Annotated in this window: 14 protein-coding genes and 1 tRNA gene; 4 read left to right on the top strand and 11 right to left on the bottom strand. The window is 39.9% G+C overall.

The features are described from left to right. Window positions 1-6: 6 nt before the first annotated feature. Both KCTC52924_RS09150 and KCTC52924_RS09145 read left to right on the top strand, forming a co-directional pair. The gene (locus KCTC52924_RS09150; protein WP_251806424.1) at window positions 7-444 is read left to right on the top strand and encodes a TPM domain-containing protein; all 438 of its coding nucleotides are present in this window, start codon (window positions 7-9) and stop codon (window positions 442-444) included. Between the two features lie 13 nt (window positions 445-457). Next, complete coding sequence (locus tag KCTC52924_RS09145; protein WP_251806423.1) at window positions 458-1,258, top strand: YgcG family protein; 801 nt, start codon at window positions 458-460, stop codon at window positions 1,256-1,258. 101 nt (window positions 1,259-1,359) lie between these two features. On the opposite strand, the gene KCTC52924_RS09140 is transcribed toward KCTC52924_RS09145, so the two are convergent. The 3 genes from KCTC52924_RS09140 to der form a co-directional block, all read right to left on the bottom strand. Beyond that, window positions 1,360-1,749: a VOC family protein gene (locus KCTC52924_RS09140; RefSeq protein WP_251806422.1), complete on the bottom strand. Its 390-nt coding sequence runs from the start codon at window positions 1,747-1,749 to the stop codon at window positions 1,360-1,362. A gap of 250 nt (window positions 1,750-1,999) precedes the next feature. Next, a complete protein-coding gene (locus tag KCTC52924_RS09135) occupies window positions 2,000-4,735 on the bottom strand; it encodes an outer membrane beta-barrel protein (protein WP_251806421.1) in 2,736 nt (911 codons plus the stop codon). Window positions 4,736-4,864: 129 nt separating this feature from the next. Beyond that, window positions 4,865-6,169: a ribosome biogenesis GTPase Der gene (gene der, locus KCTC52924_RS09130; protein WP_251806420.1), complete on the bottom strand. Its 1,305-nt coding sequence runs from the start codon at window positions 6,167-6,169 to the stop codon at window positions 4,865-4,867. A 155-nt stretch (window positions 6,170-6,324) separates the two neighbouring features. Here der and KCTC52924_RS09125 point away from each other — a divergent pair, with 155 nt between their 5' ends. Beyond that, window positions 6,325-6,759 carry a GTP-binding protein gene (locus KCTC52924_RS09125; protein WP_251806419.1) on the top strand — a complete coding sequence of 145 codons (435 nt, stop codon included), beginning with the start codon at window positions 6,325-6,327 and terminating at the stop codon, window positions 6,757-6,759. Window positions 6,760-6,764: 5 nt separating this feature from the next. On the opposite strand, the gene era is transcribed toward KCTC52924_RS09125, so the two are convergent. Beyond that, on the bottom strand, window positions 6,765-7,646 hold the full coding sequence (era, locus tag KCTC52924_RS09120) for a GTPase Era (RefSeq protein ID WP_251806418.1): 882 nt from the start codon (window positions 7,644-7,646) through the stop codon (window positions 6,765-6,767). A 48-nt stretch (window positions 7,647-7,694) separates the two neighbouring features. Continuing rightward, on the bottom strand, window positions 7,695-9,176 hold the full coding sequence (locus KCTC52924_RS09115; RefSeq protein ID WP_251806417.1) for a Na+/H+ antiporter NhaC family protein: 1,482 nt from the start codon (window positions 9,174-9,176) through the stop codon (window positions 7,695-7,697). 437 nt (window positions 9,177-9,613) lie between these two features. On the opposite strand from KCTC52924_RS09115, the gene KCTC52924_RS09110 reads away from it, so the two are divergent. After that, window positions 9,614-9,686 (top strand) — tRNA-Met (locus tag KCTC52924_RS09110). A 279-nt stretch (window positions 9,687-9,965) separates the two neighbouring features. Here KCTC52924_RS09110 and KCTC52924_RS09105 read toward each other — a convergent pair. From KCTC52924_RS09105 to KCTC52924_RS09080, 6 genes are all read right to left on the bottom strand, one after another. Further along, on the bottom strand, window positions 9,966-11,996 hold the full coding sequence (locus tag KCTC52924_RS09105) for an OmpA family protein (RefSeq protein WP_251806416.1): 2,031 nt from the start codon (window positions 11,994-11,996) through the stop codon (window positions 9,966-9,968). A 77-nt stretch (window positions 11,997-12,073) separates the two neighbouring features. Then, window positions 12,074-13,600 carry an ice-binding family protein gene (locus tag KCTC52924_RS09100; RefSeq protein WP_251806415.1) on the bottom strand — a complete coding sequence of 509 codons (1,527 nt, stop codon included), beginning with the start codon at window positions 13,598-13,600 and terminating at the stop codon, window positions 12,074-12,076. Between the two features lie 852 nt (window positions 13,601-14,452). Next, a complete protein-coding gene (locus KCTC52924_RS09095; protein ID WP_251806414.1) occupies window positions 14,453-16,225 on the bottom strand; it encodes a right-handed parallel beta-helix repeat-containing protein in 1,773 nt (590 codons plus the stop codon). A 249-nt stretch (window positions 16,226-16,474) separates the two neighbouring features. Beyond that, window positions 16,475-18,298: a neutral/alkaline non-lysosomal ceramidase N-terminal domain-containing protein gene (locus KCTC52924_RS09090; RefSeq protein WP_251806413.1), complete on the bottom strand. Its 1,824-nt coding sequence runs from the start codon at window positions 18,296-18,298 to the stop codon at window positions 16,475-16,477. A 58-nt stretch (window positions 18,299-18,356) separates the two neighbouring features. Beyond that, a complete protein-coding gene (locus tag KCTC52924_RS09085; RefSeq protein ID WP_251806412.1) occupies window positions 18,357-21,395 on the bottom strand; it encodes a PVC-type heme-binding CxxCH protein in 3,039 nt (1,012 codons plus the stop codon). Window positions 21,396-21,514: 119 nt separating this feature from the next. Next, window positions 21,515-22,852 (bottom strand): neutral/alkaline non-lysosomal ceramidase N-terminal domain-containing protein, encoded by a 1,338-nt coding sequence (locus KCTC52924_RS09080; protein ID WP_251806411.1) that lies wholly within the window; start codon window positions 22,850-22,852, stop codon window positions 21,515-21,517. Between the last annotated feature and the right edge of the window lie 126 nt (window positions 22,853-22,978).

Genomic DNA, 22,978 nt, shown 5'->3' with positions numbered 1-22,978 from the left:
GAAAAAATGTCTGCCACTGAAGATTTTCTAACCCAAATAGAAGAGCAGGAAATTGTTGAAGCCATTCGTTCCGCCGAATTTAAAACTTCGGGAGAAATACGCGTGCATATAGAAGACGGATGTGGCAAAGATCCCTTTGAACGTGCCAAAGAACTTTTCCATTTTTTAAAAATGGATAATACCAAACACGACAATGGCGTATTAATATACGTAGCCGTTAAAGAACACACTTTTGCCATCTGTGGAGGCAAAGGGATCGATGAAGTTGTACCCGAAAATTTCTGGGACTCCACAAAAAACACTATCATCTCCCACTTTAAAGGAAAGCGATTTAAACAAGGTCTAGTTGAAGGTGTTTTGCTGGCTGGAAAAGAACTTAATATGCATTTTCCATGGCAAAAGGATGATGAAAATGAACTTTCTGATGAGATCTCGAAAGGATAAAACACAGTAATTAATGTTGAAAAAAACACTTTTATCCTGGATTTTTATAGCTTGTTTCACAAGTATATTCGCCCAATTCACTATTCCAGAGGCGCCCAAAGCACCTACCAGCGTATACGATTACGCCAAGGTGCTTTCCTTCTCGGAAGCACAAGCTTTAAAAACAAAATTAATTTCTTATTCAGATACTACTTCAACACAAATTGTTCTTGCTATTGTCAACACCATAAATGGAGAAAACATTGGCTTACTAACCCCAAGGTGGGCTCATAAATGGGGAATTGGTCAGGCGGATAAGGACAATGGCGTTTTTATTCTACTAGCAGAGAAAGAACGTAGAATATGGATATCCCCGGGTTACGGCGTAGAGGATAGACTTACATCTGGCATAGTAGGTGAAATTACGAGAAACATAATTATTCCAGAATTTAAAAAAGAGGATTACTATACTGGCCTAGATAAGGGCACCGATGCCATTATTCAGGCTTTAAATGGAAAATTTAAAGGGGAACGTACGCCTGATAAATCCCCCGACTTTCCTTTTTCTTCCGTTTTACCCTTTATTGTTTTTATCGTTATCATGATGATTCTTTCTAATAGAGGAAGAAAAGGTGGCGGCGGCAAGGGTGGTGGAAAATCTACCGGCTTGAATATTTGGGACATGATTATCCTTAGTAGTATGGGGCGCAGCGGCCAGGGAACAGGCTCCTCTAGAGGAGGATTTGGAGGCAGTGGCGGCTTTGGCGGTGGAGGCTTCGGTGGAGGCTTCGGTGGCGGAGGCTTTAGCGGAGGTGGCGCAGGAGGAAGCTGGTAAGAGATCTGATTACATTAAACACTTCTATTCTTTTGCTAAGAAGAAAACTTGCGATTCTACTTAAGCAATAGCAAACCATAACTTAAAATGGATTTCTAATTTTATGACATAGAGTGTAGCCCAAACATATTCCCCTCTGTGTCATAAGCTAAGGAAATAAATCCATACTCCCCAATGGAATGTTTGCCCTGAAACACCTTGCCCCCAGCCTTTTCTACTCTATTCTCTTCCACTACGCAATCGTCACAATGAAAATACACTACAGTACTGTTTCCACCCGCTTTAAAATCATCCATTTGCACTAAGGCACCACTTGCACCAGACCCATTCATATTCATCGGAAACGTAACCATCGTCATATTACCCTGTATCTCTTGGGGCATGGGCAGCTTACTACATTTAATTTTTAAAACGGCCTCATAGAAGTCTTGGGCCCTTTCCATTTCGTTTACATATATTTCAAACCAAACCACAGGATTGTTAGCTGCCATATCTTGATAAATTAGGGGTTGTTACTCCTTAAAATTACGAGATTTTGCTGTAAACAACATCAACTAAAGAAACTAATTAATACGATAAGGCCATCTACTCTCCATACCAGTATTAGATCTCAACCCTTATGCAAAGCTATATCCCCAACAACTTAGTGTGGTTTGCGGTGTGGATTCACTATCAATAGAACAAGAATATACCGAGACAACACTTACAAATGAATCACTTTAAAAGAAAGTGGTACAAGCCTTAGAAACGCCTACCCCTACTTTGTTTCTTACCGCCAAACTGATCAAATTTATAGCTAAAACTAGCCATAAAATAGCGCTTTAACATAGTACCCTGGTAGTCTTGGATAAAATCTTCTCCAGTTGTCCTACGTGTATTTATATTCTGATCCAACAGGTCGTATGCCAATACTTTTACCGTTCCCTTTTCTTTTAGCACCTGAAGACCTAGGCTCATATTCCAGAATAAGGCATCTTTCTTAAATCCTGGCCCAACATTTCCGTTATAGCTATAGCGTAGGTCGTTCCCCCAAATTAAATTTTTTGGCCAATAACTAGTTACCCTTAAACTAGCGTTCTGGGAAGTATATGATATATCATCTATATTATCTAGGTTGTATTTGGTATTATTAAACGAAACCCCATACCCTGGTTCTATTTCCAAAAGTTCCTTATAATTGTAGGTAGTAGAAACGTAAGGAGAAACACTGATGCTATTTCCTTTAAGCTCTACCCCATTGGTAAAACTTACTCGCTGATCTATACTAAAGCTAGGCCTAATGTTAAATCTAAGCGTGTACACACTATCTTTTTTAATCTGTTTGGAATAACCAAAGCCGCCATAACCATTATAGTTGCCATTTACATTGGCAAATCTAGTGGTTCTTAAGAAATTTTCATCGGTGGTAGTTACAGCCGAAACCCAGTTATTTTGCATATTAAGTCCAGAGTACAAATAAACACCACTGCGTTCCCTCCAATTGTAATTATTAAAATTAAAACTAATACTGTGATTTACACCCGGTTGTAAGTTTGGATTACCAATAACGATATTTAAAGGATTATTTACGTTGGGAACTGGCTGCAATTGATTTACATTAGGGATATTCAATCTAGGATTATACCGAAGAGATAATCGCTTATTTTTCCCTAAGGTATAATTGATGTTGCCGTTGAACGTTAGGTTTTCATAGGAATTGGAAAAGCCACTACTCCTTAAATAATCCGTATTATTAAGATCGGTAAAAACATAATTTGCACTGACCATAAAGTTAAGTTTCTCACCTTGACTTTGGATTCCTAATGAAGGGGTTTGTTGTTTGTTGGTAAAATTAAAATCGGAACTCAACGCTTCGTTAAAAAGATTGTATCCATTAGTATTATCATCGTAATCCATTACCTCTATATTATCTCCCCTTTGCTCATGAGAAAACTGATAACCTAGATTTAGGAATACTTTACTGCCCAAAGGCTGTCTGAAAGAACCCTCCAAGTCATAGGAGTCGCGCCTATTATCCACTTCCGATAATTGATCCAAGATTTCTAAGCTGGCATCGCCCCCATATATTTCACGAATAGAATTTAAACTGGAAGTACTCTTATTTTCAGAGTTATTATTAGAAAAGGTAAAACTTAGAATGGTGCCAATGGTATCTAATTTTTTCATTAGACTAACCCTATTGGAGAAGTTCCTCTGATAGCCATCGCTTATAGACACTCGCTCGTTAGAATTTATTAGGTCACCGTCCTCATTCTTACTTACCGTATTATTACTATTGTTGGAGTTGTTCCAATTGACACTTAAGTTGGGTTGTACCGACACCCTAAGGGTTTCGTCAATATCAAATTCTAGATTTGCAGACCCCTTATTAGAGTTGGTAGCCCCCACAAAATTGGATACATTTTCAGTGAAATATCTACGATCTGGCAAAATATTTTCCCTGTTGGTCATCTGATCATTATAAGAGTCGCTGTAGGCAAAAAAGTAATTTCCGTCTACTTTATATTTACCTTTTTTTGCATTGGCATAACTAGCTCCCAAATTTGATGAAGTCGTAATCCCATTTCCAAAATTATTTAGAAGACTAGATCCCCTAGCCCCAGAATTCCCTACCATATCATAAATCTCATCGTATGAGAAACCGGAGTTATTAATATTATTGGCACCTCCTATAAAACTTACACGTTGGGTATCGTTGAAATAATTAAGTAATCCGCTTAGCTGATACCTGTCATCCGTACCGTAACCTGCAGAAGCTCGACCCATATACCCTTTATTCTTATCTTTCTTGATGGTTAGGTTAATGGTCTTATTCTCGCCATCGGCATCGTCTCCTGTAAATTCTTGTCTTTTTGTCTTAGTGTCGGATATTTGGATTTTACTTATAATATCTTTAGGCAGACTCTTGGTAGCCACCTTGGGGTCGTTACTAAAAAACACCTGCCCATTAACCAATACACGATCTACTTCTTTACCGTTTACGGTAATTTTACCATCCGAATCCACCTCCACGCCCGGTAATTTTTTCAGCACATCTTCTACCGTGGCATCTGGTCTGGTTTTAAAAGAATCGGCATTAAATTCTAGCGTATCTTTTTTTATGGTAATGGGAATCCTATGCCCTACAAGTCGTACTTCATCCAGTTCTTCTGCTTGCTCCTCTAATTGAATTTTCCCCAATTCAACCTTCTCCTTAGGCTTTATATTCATCACCAACGACTTATAGCCATTATAGGTAAAGAACACCTTCATCTCCTTGTGATTGGTTTTTCCCTCTAGCTCAAACTCTCCTGTTTGATTAGAGATGGTATAAGCAATTAATGTACTGTCTTTAACAGATTCCGCGTATATAGTGGAAGCTTCCAAAGGAGTATTGGTGATAGCATCTACCACCTTACCACTTAATATAAAATCTTGGGAATAAGAAACTGAAAAAAATAAAATAGCAAAGAGAGCGGAAAGAAAAAGTTTATTCATTGGTAAGTTAGTGTTGGAATGATGGCAACTATAGAAGTTGCCAAAAATAGACCAACACCTAGCCTAACCCAAATGATTAACAGAACTTTAATAGTACAAAGCACTAGGCCATGAACCAAAAAATTACAGTTATTTTTTCCTCATAAACACCGTTACTGGCACTCCGGTAAAATCGAAATGCTCCCTAAGTTTGTTCTCCAAGAACCTCTTATAGGGATCCCTAACATATTGTGGTAGATTACAAAAGAATGCAAACTGGGGATAAGGAGTGGGCAACTGGGTACAAAATTTTATCTTCACATATTTATCCTTGTATGCCGGCGGCGGATAATTTTCTATAATGGGCAACATTATATCGTTCAATTTTCTGGTAACCACCTTTTTGTTGCGATTCTCATAAACCTGCACTGCAGTTTCAATGGCCTTAAAGATCCGTTGTTTGGTATGTACGGATATAAAAAGAATAGGCACATCCACAAAGGGAGTTATGGCCTCTTTTATTTTTTGAGTGTATTGTTTAATAGTATTGGTTTCCTTATCTTCTATAAGGTCCCATTTATTTACCAAGATTACAATCCCCTTATTGTTTCGCTGTGCCAACCAAAATATATTCTCTACCTGCCCATCAAACCCACGGGTAGCATCCAACATTAGAATACAAACGTCTGAATGCTCTATGGCCCTTACGGAACGCATTACAGAATAAAACTCCAAATCTTCCCGCACCTTAGCCTTACGCCTAATTCCTGCGGTATCCACTAAGTTAAATTCAAATCCAAAACGATTGTATTTTGTATCTATACTATCCCTAGTTGTTCCAGGAACATCGGTAACGATATATCTTTCTTCCCCAATAAGGGCGTTTATAAACGATGATTTCCCAGCGTTGGGCCTTCCCACTACTGCAAATCGAGGAAGATTATCCTCTACCTTTTCTTTCTCGGGCAATATTTTCACTAGATCGTCCAAAAGGTCTCCAGTACCACTTCCACTTATACTTGCAATGGTATAGTAATCCCCAAGTCCAAGCGAATAAAACTCCACTGCATTTTCGGCTCTCTTGCCGTTATCTACCTTATTCACCACTAAAAATACAGGTTTGTTCACCCGTCTTAACAGATTGGCAACATCCTCATCCATACCGGTAACTCCAGCCTCCACATCCACCATAAAAATAATGGCATCAGCCTCGTCTATTGCAAGTTCTACTTGCTTATCAATTTCTTTTTCAAAAACATCATCGCTACCAAGTACATATCCCCCGGTATCTATCACTGAAAATTCTATCCCGTTCCAATCACTTTTTCCGTAATGACGGTCACGCGTTACCCCACTCTCGGCATCAACAATTGCCTCTCTTCTTTGGATAAGACGGTTAAAAAAAGTTGATTTGCCTACATTAGGTCTTCCTACAATAGCAACTATTGCACTCATATTTTTTAATTTGATGCAAAAGTACTATTTATAATCGAGGTAAAAACAGTATCTTTTCTCCTTATTCACAGTAATTTAGTTTGATGGCCCTCCCCAATAGTATTGTCTTACGCCCTAGATTTCAACTCTTACTAAATAAAAATGCCCTTCCCGTTTTGGAATTATTCAAAAATACTGAAGAACCTCCCTTTGTTGTGAAGTGTATGGATCATCATGTTTTTATTAAGTTCAATAAAGTGGAATCTAATTTTTGGTCGCCCCAATTACAGATCGAGATTGTTGACCACGTAGCGGGAAAAAGCACCCTTTACGGCCTGTTTGGCCCTAATCCAACCTTGTGGACCTTTTTTATGTTTGTACATTTTGTGGTAGCCACCCTGTTTATCATATTAGGAGTCTGGGCATATTCTAGTCATGCTTTGGGTAAATCCTACGAGCTACAAATGGGGCTTATGGCCCTTATGATAGCTTTATGGATCGTCCTGTATTTCTTTGGCAGGAACGGAAAAAGAAAGGGAAATGATCAAATGCAACAATTAAATGATTATATGATGCGCCAACTGGGACACCATGTCATTTCCCCCTCCTAAATGGGTTAATTGTTATACCCAAATCGTTTTAATTGATTAGGGTCGTTTCTCCAATTTTTGTTCACTTTCACATAAAGCTCCAAGTGCACCTGTTTGTCAAAGAATTTCTCCAGATCCTTCCTTGCCTCTACACCTACTCTTTTTAGTGCAGCCCCTTTATGACCTATGATAATGCCTTTTTGGGAATCGCGCTCCACCATAATCACGGAACGCATTCGTATAATCTTTTCGTCCTCGAAAAATTCCTCGGTCTCTATTTCTACCGCATATGGAATTTCCTTTTTGTAAAACTGTAGAATTTTCTCCCTTATAGTCTCATTAACAAAAAAGCGTTCCGGCTTATCAGTTAGCTGGTCTTTGGGATAGTATGCCGGTCCCACTGGCAATAATTCCAGAATCCTGAGAAATACTTCCTTTACATTAAAATTCTGTAGAGCAGATATGGGGTGAATCTCCGCCGTAGGCAACTGTTCTTGCCAGTATTGCACTTGTTCTTCTAATACTCCTTGTTCGGAAATATCGATCTTGTTCAACAATAAAAGTACGGGAATGGAACTATTTTTAATTTTTTCAAAAAAACGTTCGTCCTTTAATGCCTTTTCCCCAATCTCCACCATATAGACCAAAACATCAGCATCCTCAAAGGCTGATTTCACAAAATCCATCATAGAGGACTGCAGTCCATAGGCTGGCTTAATAATTCCTGGAGTATCGGAAAGAACCATTTGAAAATCGTCTCCGTTTACAATACCCAAAATCCGGTGCCGGGTAGTTTGCGCCTTGGAGGTTATTATAGATAACTTCTCCCCAACAAAGGCATTCATCAGCGTAGATTTCCCAACATTGGGATTCCCTATAATATTTACATAACCGGCTTTATGAGACATGTTCCTTAATTTGCTTTTAGAAGTGCAAAGGTAAGGGAATCATTGGTTTTAAATTATAATTAACCCTAAAATTATATAAAGGACCACTGTGATTAATCCGCCAATCAGCGCATAAGGCAACTGTGTATTAATATGGTCTATATGGTCACTACCGGAAGCCATGGAAGAAATTATGGAGGTATCCGATATTGGGGAACAGTGATCACCAAATATCCCTCCCCCAAGAGTGGCAGCCACCACTAACGACAATGGTGCAGCATGTATTTCCGCCATAGGCACGGAAATTGCCATCACAATAGCAAACGTACCCCAAGACGTCCCGGTTGAAAATGCGATAAAAGAGCTAATGACAAAAATAAGGGCAGGTAAAAAGGCGGGAGACAACCAATCTTTAGACCAATTGGCAATAAACTCCCCGGTCCCTAATTCGTTACAGGCATCACCTATCGCAAAGGCTAACAACATTAAGAGGGCCAAGGGCATCAGTTCACTAATCCCTTTTAGGACCAAATCCACCATCTCCTTGGTTTTCATAATTGCCTGAGACCTATACAGCACCATGGCCACTATAATTGCGGTAAGTACGGCGTACAAAACGGACGATGAACCAGATCCGTTACCAATGGCTTTAAAAAGATTATCCCCAAAGGAACCCGAATTATCTATAGCACCCCAACCTGTATATGCCAAATAAACGGGCATCATTACCACCATGGTTGCCAATGGCACTACCATATTGTACGCCTTTGCCTTGATCCCTTTTTTTGACTCAAAGGAGGTTACCGTACTGGATAACATAGGTTGGGCATTGTCGTTCATCAATTTTCCCGTTTCCCGCGTCCGTTTTTCAGCTTTGGCCATGGGTCCAATATCTTTTTTGGAAATAATTACCACAAACACAAACAGTATAGCAAGAATGGGGTAAAAATTATATACCATAGAAGAAAGCATAGTCCCAAAGGGATCCTCTATCCCTTGCGTAAGCAACAGCCCCATTATAAAGGCGCCCCAGGCATTAAAAGGGATTAATATAGACGAAGGCGCAGAACTGGAATCTGCAATATAGGCCAGTTTTTCTCTTGGTATATTTAGTTTATCAAATACGGGCCGATATAGCGTACCTACAGTTAAAGAGCTAATACTAGTCTCAACAAACAAAAGGAGCCCTGTTATCAAAGCCATAAGCTGCACTACTACCCTACTGTATCCACTTTGCTTTTTCTCAAAATAGGCAATCACTTTATTTAGAACGTTAATAAAACCCTCAACTCCTTTGGAGTATTGGATAAACAACAGCAAAGCCCCCACCAGCGCACTGAACATAATGGTCCTTGTATTTCCCGGGGATTTAAAAACATTGACCAGCCCTTCTACGGTGGCAAAGGTACCTGTCAAAAAATTCCAATCATTGATTATAATCCAAGAAAACCAAATTCCAAAAAGCAGGGCTATATAAACTTGTTTTGTTCTGAGCGCCAATACAATAGCAATGACAGGAGGTAAAATTGAGAGAAAACCATAGTTATCCATAAATGTTCGGGCGAATTAGAGGTGATGGATTTTAATTAAAATCGATACAAAATAGAAAGATTTTGGACAAGGTAGACTACAACTAGGTATTTTTACATAATAAATTACTTAAAACTAAGGCCACACCACAATAACTCACTTCGGTCATTAGCAGTTTCAAGTATTATAATCACTCCTCTAAAAGGTCTGCTAAAAATCGCATTTCCAACTTTTATACTTCGTCTACGCCCGACACTAGCTTAGAAAAGTAAATTAAAATTCCCGGCCAAGAGTCTGAAAATCTTTAGTTTGATAAAATTTTAGGTCGATTTTCAATATTTAATTCGAATTATATTTGGGAAATCGTAAAAAGGATGTATCTTTGCAGTCCGAAATAATTCAGTCAGCATTATGAACTGAGAGTTAAAAGCTAAGTAGAATATTTTGGAAACGCAGATCGCGGGATAGAGCAGTAGGTAGCTCGTCGGGCTCATAACCCGAAGGTCACAGGTTCGAGTCCTGTTCCCGCTACTAAGAAAGACAAGGGCTTCAAGAGATTGAAGCCCTTTTTTTATTTCTACTGTACAACATATGTACAACAATTTCCATATTTCTTGCTTACCAACTTTACTGCAGGCTTCCATCAGATTCCATCTCACGATGGACACCCTTTCCTTGAGCTAATGGCAGGTAACTACAGCCCCCATAAATTACTTGTACCGTCCAGTTATTAGCCATGCATGGCATACAACAAAGGGGTCGTCCAAATTGTTTTTGGACGACCCCTTTTTTTATAACAAGTTATATTATTTATTTTTGTAGAACAACATCAATAATAACAGTACGGTTATAAGCTCTTTCTTCTGGGAGTTTATTTCCAAAAGGAGCTGCGTTTGAATTTTCGCCCAATCCGGCAGTTTCAAATGTTACACCAGTTGTGCCTAATTTAGACACGGCTCTTTGCAAAATGGTTTTAACATTATTAGCTCTTTTTAAAGACAGTTTTAAGTTATAGTCTTCCTCACCAATAATGTCTGTATAACCGTGGATAATAACTTTTGCATTATTTGCAATTTTAGGAGCCACGATCTCTGTAAGATATTTATCATACATTGCAATTGCACTCTCGTCATCAAATTCATTAAGAATGCTGAATCTCATTCCTTCTTCAATTTTAGAAGGTGTCCAAAGCACAATGTGTGCAGAAGATTCTTTAGTTATAACATCGCCATTTTTGGTTGTGCCGATCATTTTCATTCTGTAGTCTCCTTCAGGATTTGTTCCTAAAATGGATTTTCCGGGAAGACTCACTTCTTCTTGTGTATAAGGACCGAAATTTTGTACCGTTCCGTCTTTATCCGTAATCTCCATTTTCCAAGAAGTAAACGCTTCATCTTCTGTTACAGCTTTAAAAGTTACGTAACTATCAATTGGTGCTTCCTGGACTCCTACAAGTACTACCGGCTTTAGTGGTGCAGCAGGACCGCTACGGAATTCCATTAATAAAGCAGGAGAATTACTTTCAATAGAAACTCTACGGTCACCTTCTTGAAGAAGTGTCAATTCTTTTGTAGCACCTGGTTTCAATGATGGAATTTTTGGTTTGTCCCTTCCTTCAATCGCAATTCTTGCAGTATTAACAGCAAATACCTCCACCAAGTATTTTTGAACAGATTCTGCCATTAGTTTTCCTTCTGTTGAACCTTTTTCTGAAGATCCAACCAAAACAATTGTTGAGGCAGGATTTTTTCCCATACGATCGCCAAGAATATTTAAAATATTGTAATAAACCGTCATTTCACGTTTTGAACGACCTGCCAATTCTATATTTGGCACAAACACTTCAACTTGCTCTTCTTTAAAGTCTTTTACCTGATCCTTGTTCAATAATACATAGCGTTTTGAGATAGCTGTAGATTCTTTTTCGAAATAGATATAGTTACGTAAAGGGAATGTTTCTGTTACTCTAAGTTCTCCAGGAACGTTCAATGGAGAGATAACCGTAAATTCAGCTTTGGGAACCATTAAGACAACTTCCTCTTCCACTTTCGCTGAAACTTTTTCTCCAGCCCCAAGTTTAAGAACAACCCCAGCTCTTATTGTAGTTATGTTCCAAGTTTCTATTGAACGTGGATATTGGCCAAAATATGGTTGAAAAGCTACAAAAGGTGAAAGCACCAATTGTGTTTTGCTAGTTGTTTTAGACAAAGGAACATCATAACCTGCACCAACTTGTACAGAGATAATCGTTTTTTCCACATCACTAAAATCGCCTTCTACATCTGCTGGAGCAACCTGATTAGGGAAATTTGGATTTATACCTTGTTGGTATGTAAATCCTTTGTCTAAGTTGAAAGCAAATCGTGGGCCACCATATAAATAAAAATTAGACTTAAATGGCGCGAACCGCAAACTAGGCTCCACTGTAAAATAGCTTAAGTCGGTTGACAAGTCGGCCGGACAATTACAATCGGTCAACTGTTGGTCGAAATCCCCTTTACGGCTGTCTAAACCGGCTTGTAAAATAACCCCGAATCTGGTATCAGGACGGTAAAATTCTATACTGGGGGCAAGAAAAAGTCCAATACCTGAACCTTTATGAAAAGTAGTGGCAGGTGTAAAATTGGCATTCAACTGCTGAGTTGAACCATCATAGAAATTAAAATTCGCACCACCTGCTAAACCGAAGTACCAAGAAGGTCTTGAGTATTCTACTTCCTGTGCTTGAAGCGGCGCTTCAATCCCTGTTAAAATCATGGCACCTATAATAAGGCCTTTCAGGGTAAGTTTAAGGGAGCCGGCAAAAAGCAAACTCTTTTTTTTTGTTGTTTTATTATTCATTATTTTGTGAATTAAATTTTGTAAAATATTTTTTTAAAGAATATCCCCCCTTTTTTTGGGGGGACTTCTAAATTTAATTAAGGTTTAACAACACTGTTTGCGTCCAATGTAACCGCAGTTTGTGCTAATAATCTACCATTAACGGTTGTTCCTGTATTCAAGGATATTAAAGTTTTAGATAAGATATTTCCTTGGAACTGGACAGTTGTTCCAAGTATAGCGCCTGACCCTGCTACTACCCAGTAAATATTATCTGCGCTTGCGCCATTTGCTAAAGTAATAATAGCATTATCCGCTACTGTAAGTTCTTGGGCAATTTGGAATACGAACATCGCGCAAGGATCACCACCACCGTCCAATGTAATGCCATTTGTTATAGAAACTCCCGTACTCCATTTGTAAACCCCTGCTGCCAAAGTTTGGCCATTAAGATTACCGGCCAACAGTTCAGTTGTGCCTGGGGCCAACCCATTCCCTGTGGTAAATGCAGTACGCACATTGTCTACAGCTGTGGTTAAATTAGAAGGCGTTGGGTTTGCATAACCAGGAGCGTAAATTTTTCCGTTTACTAAACTTGAAGTTGAGAAAGTACTTCCAGCGGCATAACTTAAGCCAAATCCGGTTATAAAAGTTGCTGCTGCAGGGCTTATTCCCATATTGCCAGTAATAGAAGTTGTACCTGTAGTAGATATTCCTGATTCAGCCAATATCACGTAATTGGCGGCAGTTCCCAAATCTATTGCAGGGGTACAAGCAACGGGTGGAATTACACTGAAATTTGCCGTGATATTTTTATCAGTATCCATAAGTACATTTAATGGATCGTTATTTCCAGTGGCATCTCCGCTCCAAGAGCTAAATTCATATCCCGGATCTGGCATAGGATTAAGTAGTACGGTATCTCCAAAGTCATAAGTTATTTGATTGGGAACAATTTCAACCGTACCGTTTTGAGCGGTCACAACTAATGTATAAGTGTTAATATCAAAATTCGCAACCAAGGTAGTGTTTGCATTTAATGTAAATGTATAATTTGCATTGGTTGAAACTTCAACTCCAGCCAATGTCCAGTTCACAAAAGTATACCCTGTATTTGCAGTTGCTGTTACAGCTACAGCAGTACCTTCGTCAAATAGGCCATCTCCAGCAGTTACGCCGCCAAGAGCTGGATTTGATGATAGTACGACAGAAAACTCTGGTGAAGGGGGAACAGTGACAAATGTCCAAACATAATCTTCCTGCAAAGCATTTCCTCTGAAATCTTTAACCACTGTTTTAATTGTACCGGTATATTCCGTGTTTTCATCAAGAAGTGATGAAGGCGTAAAAACAGCCGTTGAATCGGTATAGGTAACAGTTCCATTTATCAATGTACCAGATCCAACTGTAAATGAAGCCTCTGAAATTGTTAAAGGGTTCATTTTCTCATTGAAAGTTGCTGTAATAATCTGGCTTAGAGGTACTCCTGTGGCAAGGTTCTCGGGGGTAGTCGAAATAACAAGTGGGCAAACACCATCGATTTGTTCGAAATCATCGTCTGCACAACCTGAAAACAAAAGAACAAATGCAACTGCGAATGTTGTAAGTAATTTTCTAGTGATCATAATTTTTGGGGATTAAAATTCATAATTTTTGTTTTTGGTGTGGAAAAATTTTTCACGCATCAAAGGTGGCTGCATATAGCAGAGAAAACCTTACACAATTATGAAGAAAAGTTGTATAATTCAACTAATATAATTTGCAAAAGAGAATCAAATGATTTTTTTTTCGTTTTAAATCGGCGTTTTATATAACCTATTTCCACTATGCCGCTTTATTTTGATGAAATTAAGTGCCATAAATCTTTTAATCATTTCTAAATCGAAGAGTATTCATATGGAATACCAATAATTTCAAAATTCGAACCCAAATGTTGGGTCATAAAGTGGCTTATCTGTTGCATTATAGAAACGAACATTTGTATTAGCTTCCCAATGATCCAGGGCTTATAAATTATAGACTTTCAATCCCATGTTAGGGTAGGCGAATAAGCAAATCTAACGATTGCCAAAGATTATAAGCTGTTGGATACATACCAAATGCTCTTGGTATGACCCCTCCATTTTCATCAGTTATAAAAGGTGGGTTATAAACAGGATGAATATCTGTTTCATACCCTTTGTCACTAGGAGGTTCAGAGATAATAAAAACAGGTACAACATTTATTGGTTTTAAACGATATTATTTGATATCAAAGACTATAAATAAAAACATTGATTATTAGCGTATTTATAATATTTTATTATGCAATGGTAAAGCACTCATAACTACTAGGAAAGCCTTTCAGAAATGAAAGGCTTATTTTTTGGGAGTATATGAAGCAAGTTCCGGCACTAAGTCGGGAGACTTAGCGCAGCGAGTGTTTATTCGAAAATTGTCGTTAATCTATAAAGGAGGAATTCTACATTTTTACATGATTATAAATTTGGTAGTATCGGAACATTAACATCCGTATTCAATGTCTCAGCACCCTTGTTATCAAATGCACTAACACGTTTTGATGAGCCAATTATAATTGGATCTCCATCAATATTTTTAAAAACATTGTTTCTTAGGGTCACATCCTCTGAACCTCTAACGACAATGGCATGTTGCCCACCATCAATAGTATTATCATATATCAATATACGCTTATGCAATCCCTGCACGCTGGTGTTTTTGGCCTTTACATGAAGTGCAATTGCCGATGCACCGTCTAAAGTGCCGTCATTGGCACCGCCTAAACCACAATTGGTAAATTCATTGCCGCTTATAACCACATCTTCAGAGGCTGGTCCCTCACCCCAATCACCTTCTACACCCAAGTGTATAGCGGTGCCGGTCGTATTTTCAAAAGAATTGTCCTGGATCAACACCTTACGGGTCTTTACTAAAACCGACCTTGCCCTGTGGGAACGGATCGTATTATTGACAAACTCCAATCTTGGTGAGGCCGATATATTAATTAGGTAGTAATCTTCTATTTTTTCAGGTAGCGTTCCATCAAATTGAATCCTAACCTTGTCCTGCAAAGGATAGGACCAAAATCGTCTTACCCTAACGTAATCCAATTCATCCATTGTATTTTTATCGACTAAAGCCATTATATCACCTTCCGTAGGTTCATCTAGATAAGAAGAATGGGTATAATTATTTCTATCGACCATAATATCGTAATATCCTTCTTTTGACGTATTGGTAATGGAAACATAATAGGTGTGCACATTGGTGGCATCATCACCCTGACCAGCAAACTCACAACCATTAAACCTAATTAACCCCCTGTTCGTGGCAAAATGGGTGGCATCGGTATTGGTAGAGGCATAACGCCCCTCAGAAGGCACTACCCTTAAGTGATTCATGGTAATGTTTTCACTGAGATGCCCCACAATTCCCATTCCCGCTTGGGAATGTATGGTTACATGGTTCAATTCAATATTTTGGGTCTTATAAATTAAAATGGCTGGACGATAATGATACCCAGAAAAGGTGAGCAGCATATTTCCTATTCCCGATTGATTCCTAATCTTCTTTCCATAAAAACGCACAGTATTGGGAGCCACGAATTCCATTTTCTCGTGATAGACTCCTGCCCCGGTAAAGGCATTTTTCTCTTTATCGAACACCATGATACGCAATACAACCTGTTCATGCTGCAGCATCTCCTTGTCTGTAAAACACACCTCAACATAGTCGCTCCCTAGGGCCATAACTTCTCCTTGATTGTTGGGTCTTCGTTTGTAATCTATAGTAATGCCGTTTAAGGTTATGTTTTTGGCATTCCGAAACGAAAGTGGCTCCATCCAACCATCACATAACAATTGCACCCCTGCAGCCTCAATGACCAGATTTTCTGCTCCTTCAAAATCAAGACCAATGGCATATTCCTGATTGGGAATGAACAATTTGTCCTGGGGATTTGCGCCTAATTTCCCTGACATGGCCTCCTCTTGGATCTTTAATGCTAGTGGATCCGATATGTGGTAAATCCCTGGTTCAATATACAAAATGGCACATTCTAGGTAAGATGCTGCTGATCTTACAGCACGTCTAAGAGCCTCCGTATCATCCTTTTCATCATTGGGAAAGGCACCGAATTCTGTTGCCTTTATGATTTTGCAATCTGATTTCTTAGCTTGCCCACTTGCAATGAAAGGAAGACAAAACATTAAAAAAAAGATTCCTAAATAAACTTTGTAATTAGTATTCATTTCCAATCCTATTTGTATCCACATTAGCACCAATATTCCTTATCATTTGAACCTCCAATTCCAAATTAACTTTGACCATGCCTGATTGCCCCACCCCAACAAAACCTACTTATTAATATTCTATTCCTAAGCTTTTCTATACTACAGAAATCTCATCAACTACCATCACAGCGGCTGCAGTTGCCGATATTCCCCAATCATAAATACAGCTATATACACAAACTGGCGCCTTTGGTTTTCTTCACCTTTTTACAACCCTGATAAATACCCCAAAACCGCCTCTTTAAGTTCAATTTCTGCAGTTGATGTAAAGGGAGAAACTGTTTCTACTTCGTAACCTCCGTGTTGCCAAGCGGACGAAGTGGGCAAATAGCCGAGCCAGCCGTTGGTGTACCCAAAATAAAACGTGAAAGGGAAAGGAGAACGATCCCGTATTTCGTTCGATATTTCATTGAACAGCTCTAAGGGAGCACTCCATATGGCCACATCATCGTTGATATTTAAGAAACGAATTGGAAGTCGCACTATATTTAATCCATCATTCGTCGTCCTTGTGTAGTTTCCGAGGTCGGATGGCCATCCAAGACCAAGTTTTCGAGGGGTTTCGACCACCATTGCTCCAGAATTTAATTTCACCACATTGGTGGTTGATAAAATCCTTTGGTTCGCTTCAATAATTTTGTCTCCTAGGAGTACGCGAAATTGCCCTAAATGGCCAGAGCCAGGTGTTGGGTAGGTACTATATATTGGGGCCAGATTACCAGCGGCACCGTTGATAAAGAGCACCGGTGCTCCAATCTTTTGCTCCACATACTCGGAGACAATTCCGGGGGCATCACCACTAATTTTCAAATTACCATGTCCCAAAACCGTTCCATGAATTGCATAATTGGAGATAAGGGCCAGAGGGCTCCCATCTTCCCTATCTATTCGAATCAGCCCAATACGCCGATCAACAGCCCCATCAGGGTTCATGCCAAGGGAAGCCTTCCCATCAATATCTAAAGCCCTACGGTTAATATTTGCTTGTGAGAAGCCCCAGCCAACACCTAAGCCCGCTGGCTCAAGGTTCTTTCTGGCTTCTAAGATACCATCAATTAATTTCTGTTCCACCATGGCAGTATAAGCGGGGTCAACCTCGTGTTGAATTCGTTCACCCATATACGTACCATAAATACCTGGCACTCCCACTTCAGGTGCCGAGTGGGTATGGGTAACCGTCCACCATATATCAATGGGCTCTATTCCATGTTGTTTCTGGAGCTTATCCGCAACTTTATCATATTCCGATGGGGAAAACAGGCAAATATCTGTCGATACGATAAAGAATTGTTTTTCACCGTCATCCATGGCAACGATCCGATGAAAAATACTGTCGTGAACACTCTCCGATTTCCGTTCTCCATAGCCAAGAAGATACTGGCTATCCGATGGCGTGATACTTTTTTTAACAACGGCCGCTCTAAATTCCTTTTCTGTGGTCAACTTCTGCGCCCCAACTTTCGTTTCAATAGGGACTAATTTTATTTCCCGTAAATCCAACAGCGCACCTTTCTTAAATTTGGAATCCGGCTTAAAAACCATCAATTGCTGGCCTGCCGATAGATGGACATTCCCTATTTTTTTACTTTTAAAGGTCTCCCATGACCCGGATTTAGCCACATTATTTTTTAAATCCTTGCTTCCCGCCCTAAAAACAAATGGCTTACCAGCTTCAATATCCGATACGGACCATTCCAAAAACACCTCGTATTCGCCACTTTTTTCCACCAATACACTCCATTCTACCCTGTCCTTTGCCGTAAACCAACCGAAAGCTTTCCATTCTGGCATATATTTAATCTCAGGACCTATAGCCTTTCCCTTTTCCGCATTTAACCTTAACGAGCCATTGGATTCTGGCCTGACCAACAATTCATCTTGCACGGATGGATTTGCAGCCATGGACTGGATTGAAATCAACAGTAAAAAAACAGTGATAAAGGCCCTGACACAACAGATTCTTGTATTCCCGTTAAAGAACTTTTTTAAGTTTGGTTGTGCTAATGACAGTTTTATTTTTAGAGAATCCATAATTGTTTCATTTGTATTAAAAATGTTCTACTTCCTTAATTTTAAACCGACAATACTATTATTTTACATCTCGGATATAGGCCAAGAGATCTGCCATTTCCTGTAGATCAATATTATTTTCAAGTCCAACCGGCATAGCCGACATGCCCAGTGGTATCAATGACTTAATATTTGCTCGGGAAATGGTTGTTTCCTGTCCGCCTATCTGTTGTAGGGTGATAGCAGTAGGGGTTTCCGCTGAAACAACCCCCTGAATTGATTCACCATCATTAAGTGTAACGGTCCACAGATCAAAACCATCGGCAATAGATTGGGCCGGATTTATAATGTCGTTAAGAATGGAAGCAGGTCGCCGATTTCTGATGGTAGCCAGATCGGGACCGAAACCTGTTCCAATTGCACCTCCTATTTGATGGCAGGAAGCACAATTTTGAAGGAAGACTTGCTTTCCCTCCAATGAATTTCCTTTAAGTTCCAAAGCACTTTCGTACTGCTCTATGATCTCTTGGCGTTGATGATCATCATTTTCAGCAAACATGGTACGGGCACGATCCTTAAGTGCTTGATCCTGCTGCGTCATAAGTTGAATTTTATGACCTTGATCTAGGTTCGTTTTCTGGATCTCTCCCGCATCAATCGCGTCTAGGAGCAGTTTAACCCTAACTGGATCCTTTAAAAAAGTCTGAATAGCGGCCTTTCTCACTTCAGGAGATAATACTTTCCATTGCTCCAATAGATATCCGCTAATAGTCTGTCCCGGTGTTGCACTAAGGGTACGCAGTGCCGCCAGTTGAACCGGCAATGCCTCACCAGGTGTAATTAGTCCTTTAAGCAAGGGAATATGACTTTCAGGATTGTCAAGAGCCAAAAAATATACGGCTCCAGCCCTTCGTTCCATAGATTGGTTTTTGTTGCGTATTGTTTTTTCGGCACGATTTAAGGCAGTAGCTGAAATTGAACTATTAGGAAGACCTATCACTTGCAACATTCGTAAGCAGCCCTCGCCAACCGATTCTGAGGGATGTTCAAAGAACGCTCGAATTAATGAATTTTGAATTCCCTGAAAATCTGAAGCAACTAATTTCTTGCTTTTGATACCCTGCGCCAAGCCTTTAAGGACTGCTGCCTGCCACTCAGCCACTTCTTCTGAATCCTTCTTCGTTGCTCTTTGCGCTTGCCGTTGGATTTCCTTAAGATTTCCAGACCTTCCTATCATGGCGCTCAATTTATGGATCAGTGAAGTATATACTGAAACATTCCCCTTAGCGTGAGCAATCACGGCATCCAACAAAGTACTATGCTGAACGGAGGAAGCCGAAAGTGCAGCAATTTGAAACCACTCGTCCTCTATATCTTTAAACAGAAGGTCTTGCCGTGCCTGTGAAACGGCTGGTGTATCCACAAACCCCAATGTCAGTAACAGTTGATACCTAACTTTGATGTCTGTATCTTCCTTAAGCGATAGCAAAGCATCGCTAAGGCCGGGAGTTTTATTAAGGTGCAGCTCAGCCAGTCTGATGGCATTTTCCCTTATACCTGAAACTGGGTCCATTAGAGCCCGTTTTATCATTTCCGGGCCAAGTTGCCCTAATCCTTCTAGGGTCCACAAGGCGTGAAGTCGACCCAATGGAGCCTCGAAATTTATTGCCATTTCCTTTAATAAAGGTATCGCCTCCTTCGCCTTCCTATCTATTAAAAGACGCTGGGCATTTTTACGCCACCAAATATTGGTGTTGGCCAATGCCCCCACTAACTGTTCCAAAGAAGCATCTCCCAGATTTAAATTTTTAGATCGATCTGTCCGTTTTGATCCAATGGGAGTAATACGATAAATTCGCCCCTTGTCTGTGCCTTCATATAATTCCCCTGATTCTACCACTTCTTTTGCCATCCACTCAGGGTGCTCAATAAATTTCCGGTAATAGTCGAGTACATAAAGGGCACCGTCCGGTCCCGTATACATATTGACGGGACGAAACCAAGAATCGGTAGATGCCAGAAATTCCTTTTGATGATAAACACGGGAAGCTTTAAAACTAACCCCATCATCCTTAATATAATCTGCATGTACGAGATTATTTACAGGTTCTGCCACGAAACTAACATGATTAAAATCTTCTGAAAAAGCGCCGCCTTGATACATTTCAAGGCCCGAAGCAGAGGTAAAGACTCCTACAGTGGTCAACAACTGGTGCTGTGGGTCTTTCGTTATGGGAAACACATCTGCTGGTTGCCCATGATCGGAAAGAGTGCGTGTAACTTTTGTTATAAGCTGGTCAGGATTTCGTTGGAGATATCGCTCGGCAATAAGTTCTTGATAGATGTGATTGGAATTGTTTAGTAAGAAGTGATTGCCCCAGGAATCAAATGTTTGACCAAATTGTGAGGCGGCAGCGGTCATTTCCAGCTCGTGGCTACCTGGCCGAAAACGGACGTTTCGCCCATTGGCATTTTTAGGCAAACGTGGGCCCTCTGGTTTTCCGGGATAGATGATCTCCTTCCCATCATCGCCAAACTCTTCCTTATAAGACTGCGTAGCAACGGTTGACTCATGTGCGAGATAAATCCAATTATCCAGTCCATACATAGGATTATTGAGGTTGTGTTGTGGATTAGATAAGGCAAACCCTGTGAGTAATATTTCCCTTATATCTGCTTTCCCATCCCCATCTGAATCTTCCAAATAAAGTACATCGGGAGCATCGGTTACTAAGACCCCATTCTTCCATCGCATGATACCTGTAGGAAGCGTTAGCCCATCGGCAAATACAATACTATTATCTATTTGTCCATCACCATTGCTATCCGTTAACAGTTTAATTTTTCCAGTACCACTTTCATCAAGTGGATATCCATGCATTTCCACTACATACATCTTTCCATATTCATCTATCATCATGTCTACAGGGTCGGATATAAACGGCTCTGAGGCGACTAGTTCAATCTGGAAGGGTGGCGCAATCTCCAAGGTAGAAAGAGCATTCTTAGCTGATTCACTGAATGGGGAGTCAGAACCATTCCGACAACTTGTAACAATTAAAATAATTAATGAAAATAGAAAACAAGGGTAATAGGCATATAGGCTATTCTTTTTCATTCTTAATATTTAGATTGAACCAAAGATTAAAAATTGATACTTTAAATCAGTAGTATATATTGCCCTTTAGCAATGACTTTTTAACTTTTAAAGTGTTCCTATTCTTAGGCTAAGCTGCTCTATAAACCCTCCTTTGATTGCCCTTCAAGATATCCTAAAACTGCTTCCTTAAGTTCAGTTTCGGCAGAAGGTGTAAAGGGAGAAACTGTTTCTACTTCATAACCTCCTTGTTCAAAAGCCGATGAAGTAGGCAAATAGCCGAGCCAGCCGTTGGTATACCCAAAATAAAACGTAAAAGGGAAAGGGGAACGATTGCGTATTTCATTCGATATTTCATTGAATAATTCTAAGGGAGCGCTCCAAATGGCCACATCATTGTTGATCTTTAGAAAACGGATTGGAAGTCGCACTATATTTATTCCGTCATCCGTAGTGCGCGTGTAGTTCCCTAGGTCCGATGGCCACCCAAGACCTAGTTTTCGAGGGGTTTCAACGACCATTACTCCAGAATTTAATTTCACCTCATTGGTGGTTGATAAAATCCTTTGGTTCGCTTCAATAATTTTGTCTCCCAATAACACACGGAATTGCCCTAAATGGCCAGATCCCGGGGTTGGGTAGGTACTATATATGGGAGCAATATCACCAGCAGCACCGTTAATAAAGAGAAGGGGTGCCCCAATCTTTTGCTCAACATACTCCGAGACAACACCCGGGGCATCACCACTAATTTTCAAGTTACTTTGTCCCAAAACCGTTCCATGAATGGCGTAATTGGAGATTAGAACCAGTGGGCTTCCATCTTCCTTATCAATCCGCAACAGGCCAATACGCCTGTCAACAGCCCCATCAGGGTTCATGCCAAGGGAGGCCTTGCCATCGATATCCAAAGCCCTACGGTTAATATTTGCCTGTGAGAAGCCCCAGCCCACACCTAAGCGTGCAGGTTCTAGGTTTTTGAGCGCTTCCGAAATTCCTTTTATAAGCTTTTCCTCCACTTCGGCAGTATATTGGGGATTAGCTTCGTGTTGATAGCGCTCCCCCATAAAAACAGCCGGAAGACCTGGAGGACCTACTTCTGGGGCAGAGTGGGTATGGGTAACAGTCCACCAGAAATTAATTGGACCAACGCCATATTTATCTTCAAGTTTGGCCGCAATACGATCATACTCGGATGGAGAAAGAACGCATAATTCCGATGATACTATAACAAACTTATTTGTGCCATCATCCATAGCCACAATGCGATGGTAAATGTTATCATGGACTTCTGTTGATTGTCTAGGACCATAACCCAGCAACCATTGAGGGTCTTTAGGGGTAATATCCACTTTAACTACTGATGCCTGAAATAAGGTAGAGGGTGTTCTTTCCTCTGCAACCGATGAATTAAACGGTTGGGCCAAAGGCACTTCAGAAGTCAATAAAAGAAGAAAAACTACAACAAGATTTCGCATTATCATCTAAGATTTAAAATTATTAATATTCTTCCGTTAAAACACTATCGATCCCTTGCATGACGTCCTCTGCACCCAAAATGCCAATTAGCATATTGGTTACCTCAATCCCTACCTCATAAAATT

The organism is Arenibacter antarcticus (assembly GCF_041320605.1).
Taxonomy (GTDB): domain Bacteria; phylum Bacteroidota; class Bacteroidia; order Flavobacteriales; family Flavobacteriaceae; genus Arenibacter; species Arenibacter antarcticus.
The sequence above is the reverse complement of the archived record's forward strand: the minus strand, read 5'-3'. Positions and strand labels throughout refer to the sequence as shown.

Bases quoted from the DNA above. Each gene is read 5' to 3' on its own strand.
- KCTC52924_RS09150 (WP_251806424.1), top strand. From the start codon at position 7: ATGTCTGCCACTGAAGATTTTCTAACCCAAATAGAAGAGCAGGAAATT.
- KCTC52924_RS09145 (WP_251806423.1), top strand. From the start codon at position 458: ATGTTGAAAAAAACACTTTTATCCTGGATTTTTATAGCTTGTTTCACA.
- KCTC52924_RS09140 (WP_251806422.1), bottom strand. From the start codon at position 1,749: ATGGCAGCTAACAATCCTGTGGTTTGGTTTGAAATATATGTAAACGAA.
- KCTC52924_RS09135 (WP_251806421.1), bottom strand. From the start codon at position 4,735: ATGAATAAACTTTTTCTTTCCGCTCTCTTTGCTATTTTATTTTTTTCA.
- der (WP_251806420.1), bottom strand. From the start codon at position 6,169: ATGAGTGCAATAGTTGCTATTGTAGGAAGACCTAATGTAGGCAAATCA.
- era (WP_251806418.1), bottom strand. From the start codon at position 7,646: ATGTCTCATAAAGCCGGTTATGTAAATATTATAGGGAATCCCAATGTT.
- KCTC52924_RS09115 (WP_251806417.1), bottom strand. From the start codon at position 9,176: ATGGATAACTATGGTTTTCTCTCAATTTTACCTCCTGTCATTGCTATT.
- KCTC52924_RS09105 (WP_251806416.1), bottom strand. From the start codon at position 11,996: ATGAATAATAAAACAACAAAAAAAAAGAGTTTGCTTTTTGCCGGCTCC.
- KCTC52924_RS09100 (WP_251806415.1), bottom strand. From the start codon at position 13,600: ATGATCACTAGAAAATTACTTACAACATTCGCAGTTGCATTTGTTCTT.
- KCTC52924_RS09095 (WP_251806414.1), bottom strand. From the start codon at position 16,225: ATGAATACTAATTACAAAGTTTATTTAGGAATCTTTTTTTTAATGTTT.
- KCTC52924_RS09090 (WP_251806413.1), bottom strand. From the start codon at position 18,298: ATGGATTCTCTAAAAATAAAACTGTCATTAGCACAACCAAACTTAAAA.
- KCTC52924_RS09085 (WP_251806412.1), bottom strand. From the start codon at position 21,395: ATGAAAAAGAATAGCCTATATGCCTATTACCCTTGTTTTCTATTTTCA.
- KCTC52924_RS09080 (WP_251806411.1), bottom strand. From the start codon at position 22,852: ATGCGAAATCTTGTTGTAGTTTTTCTTCTTTTATTGACTTCTGAAGTG.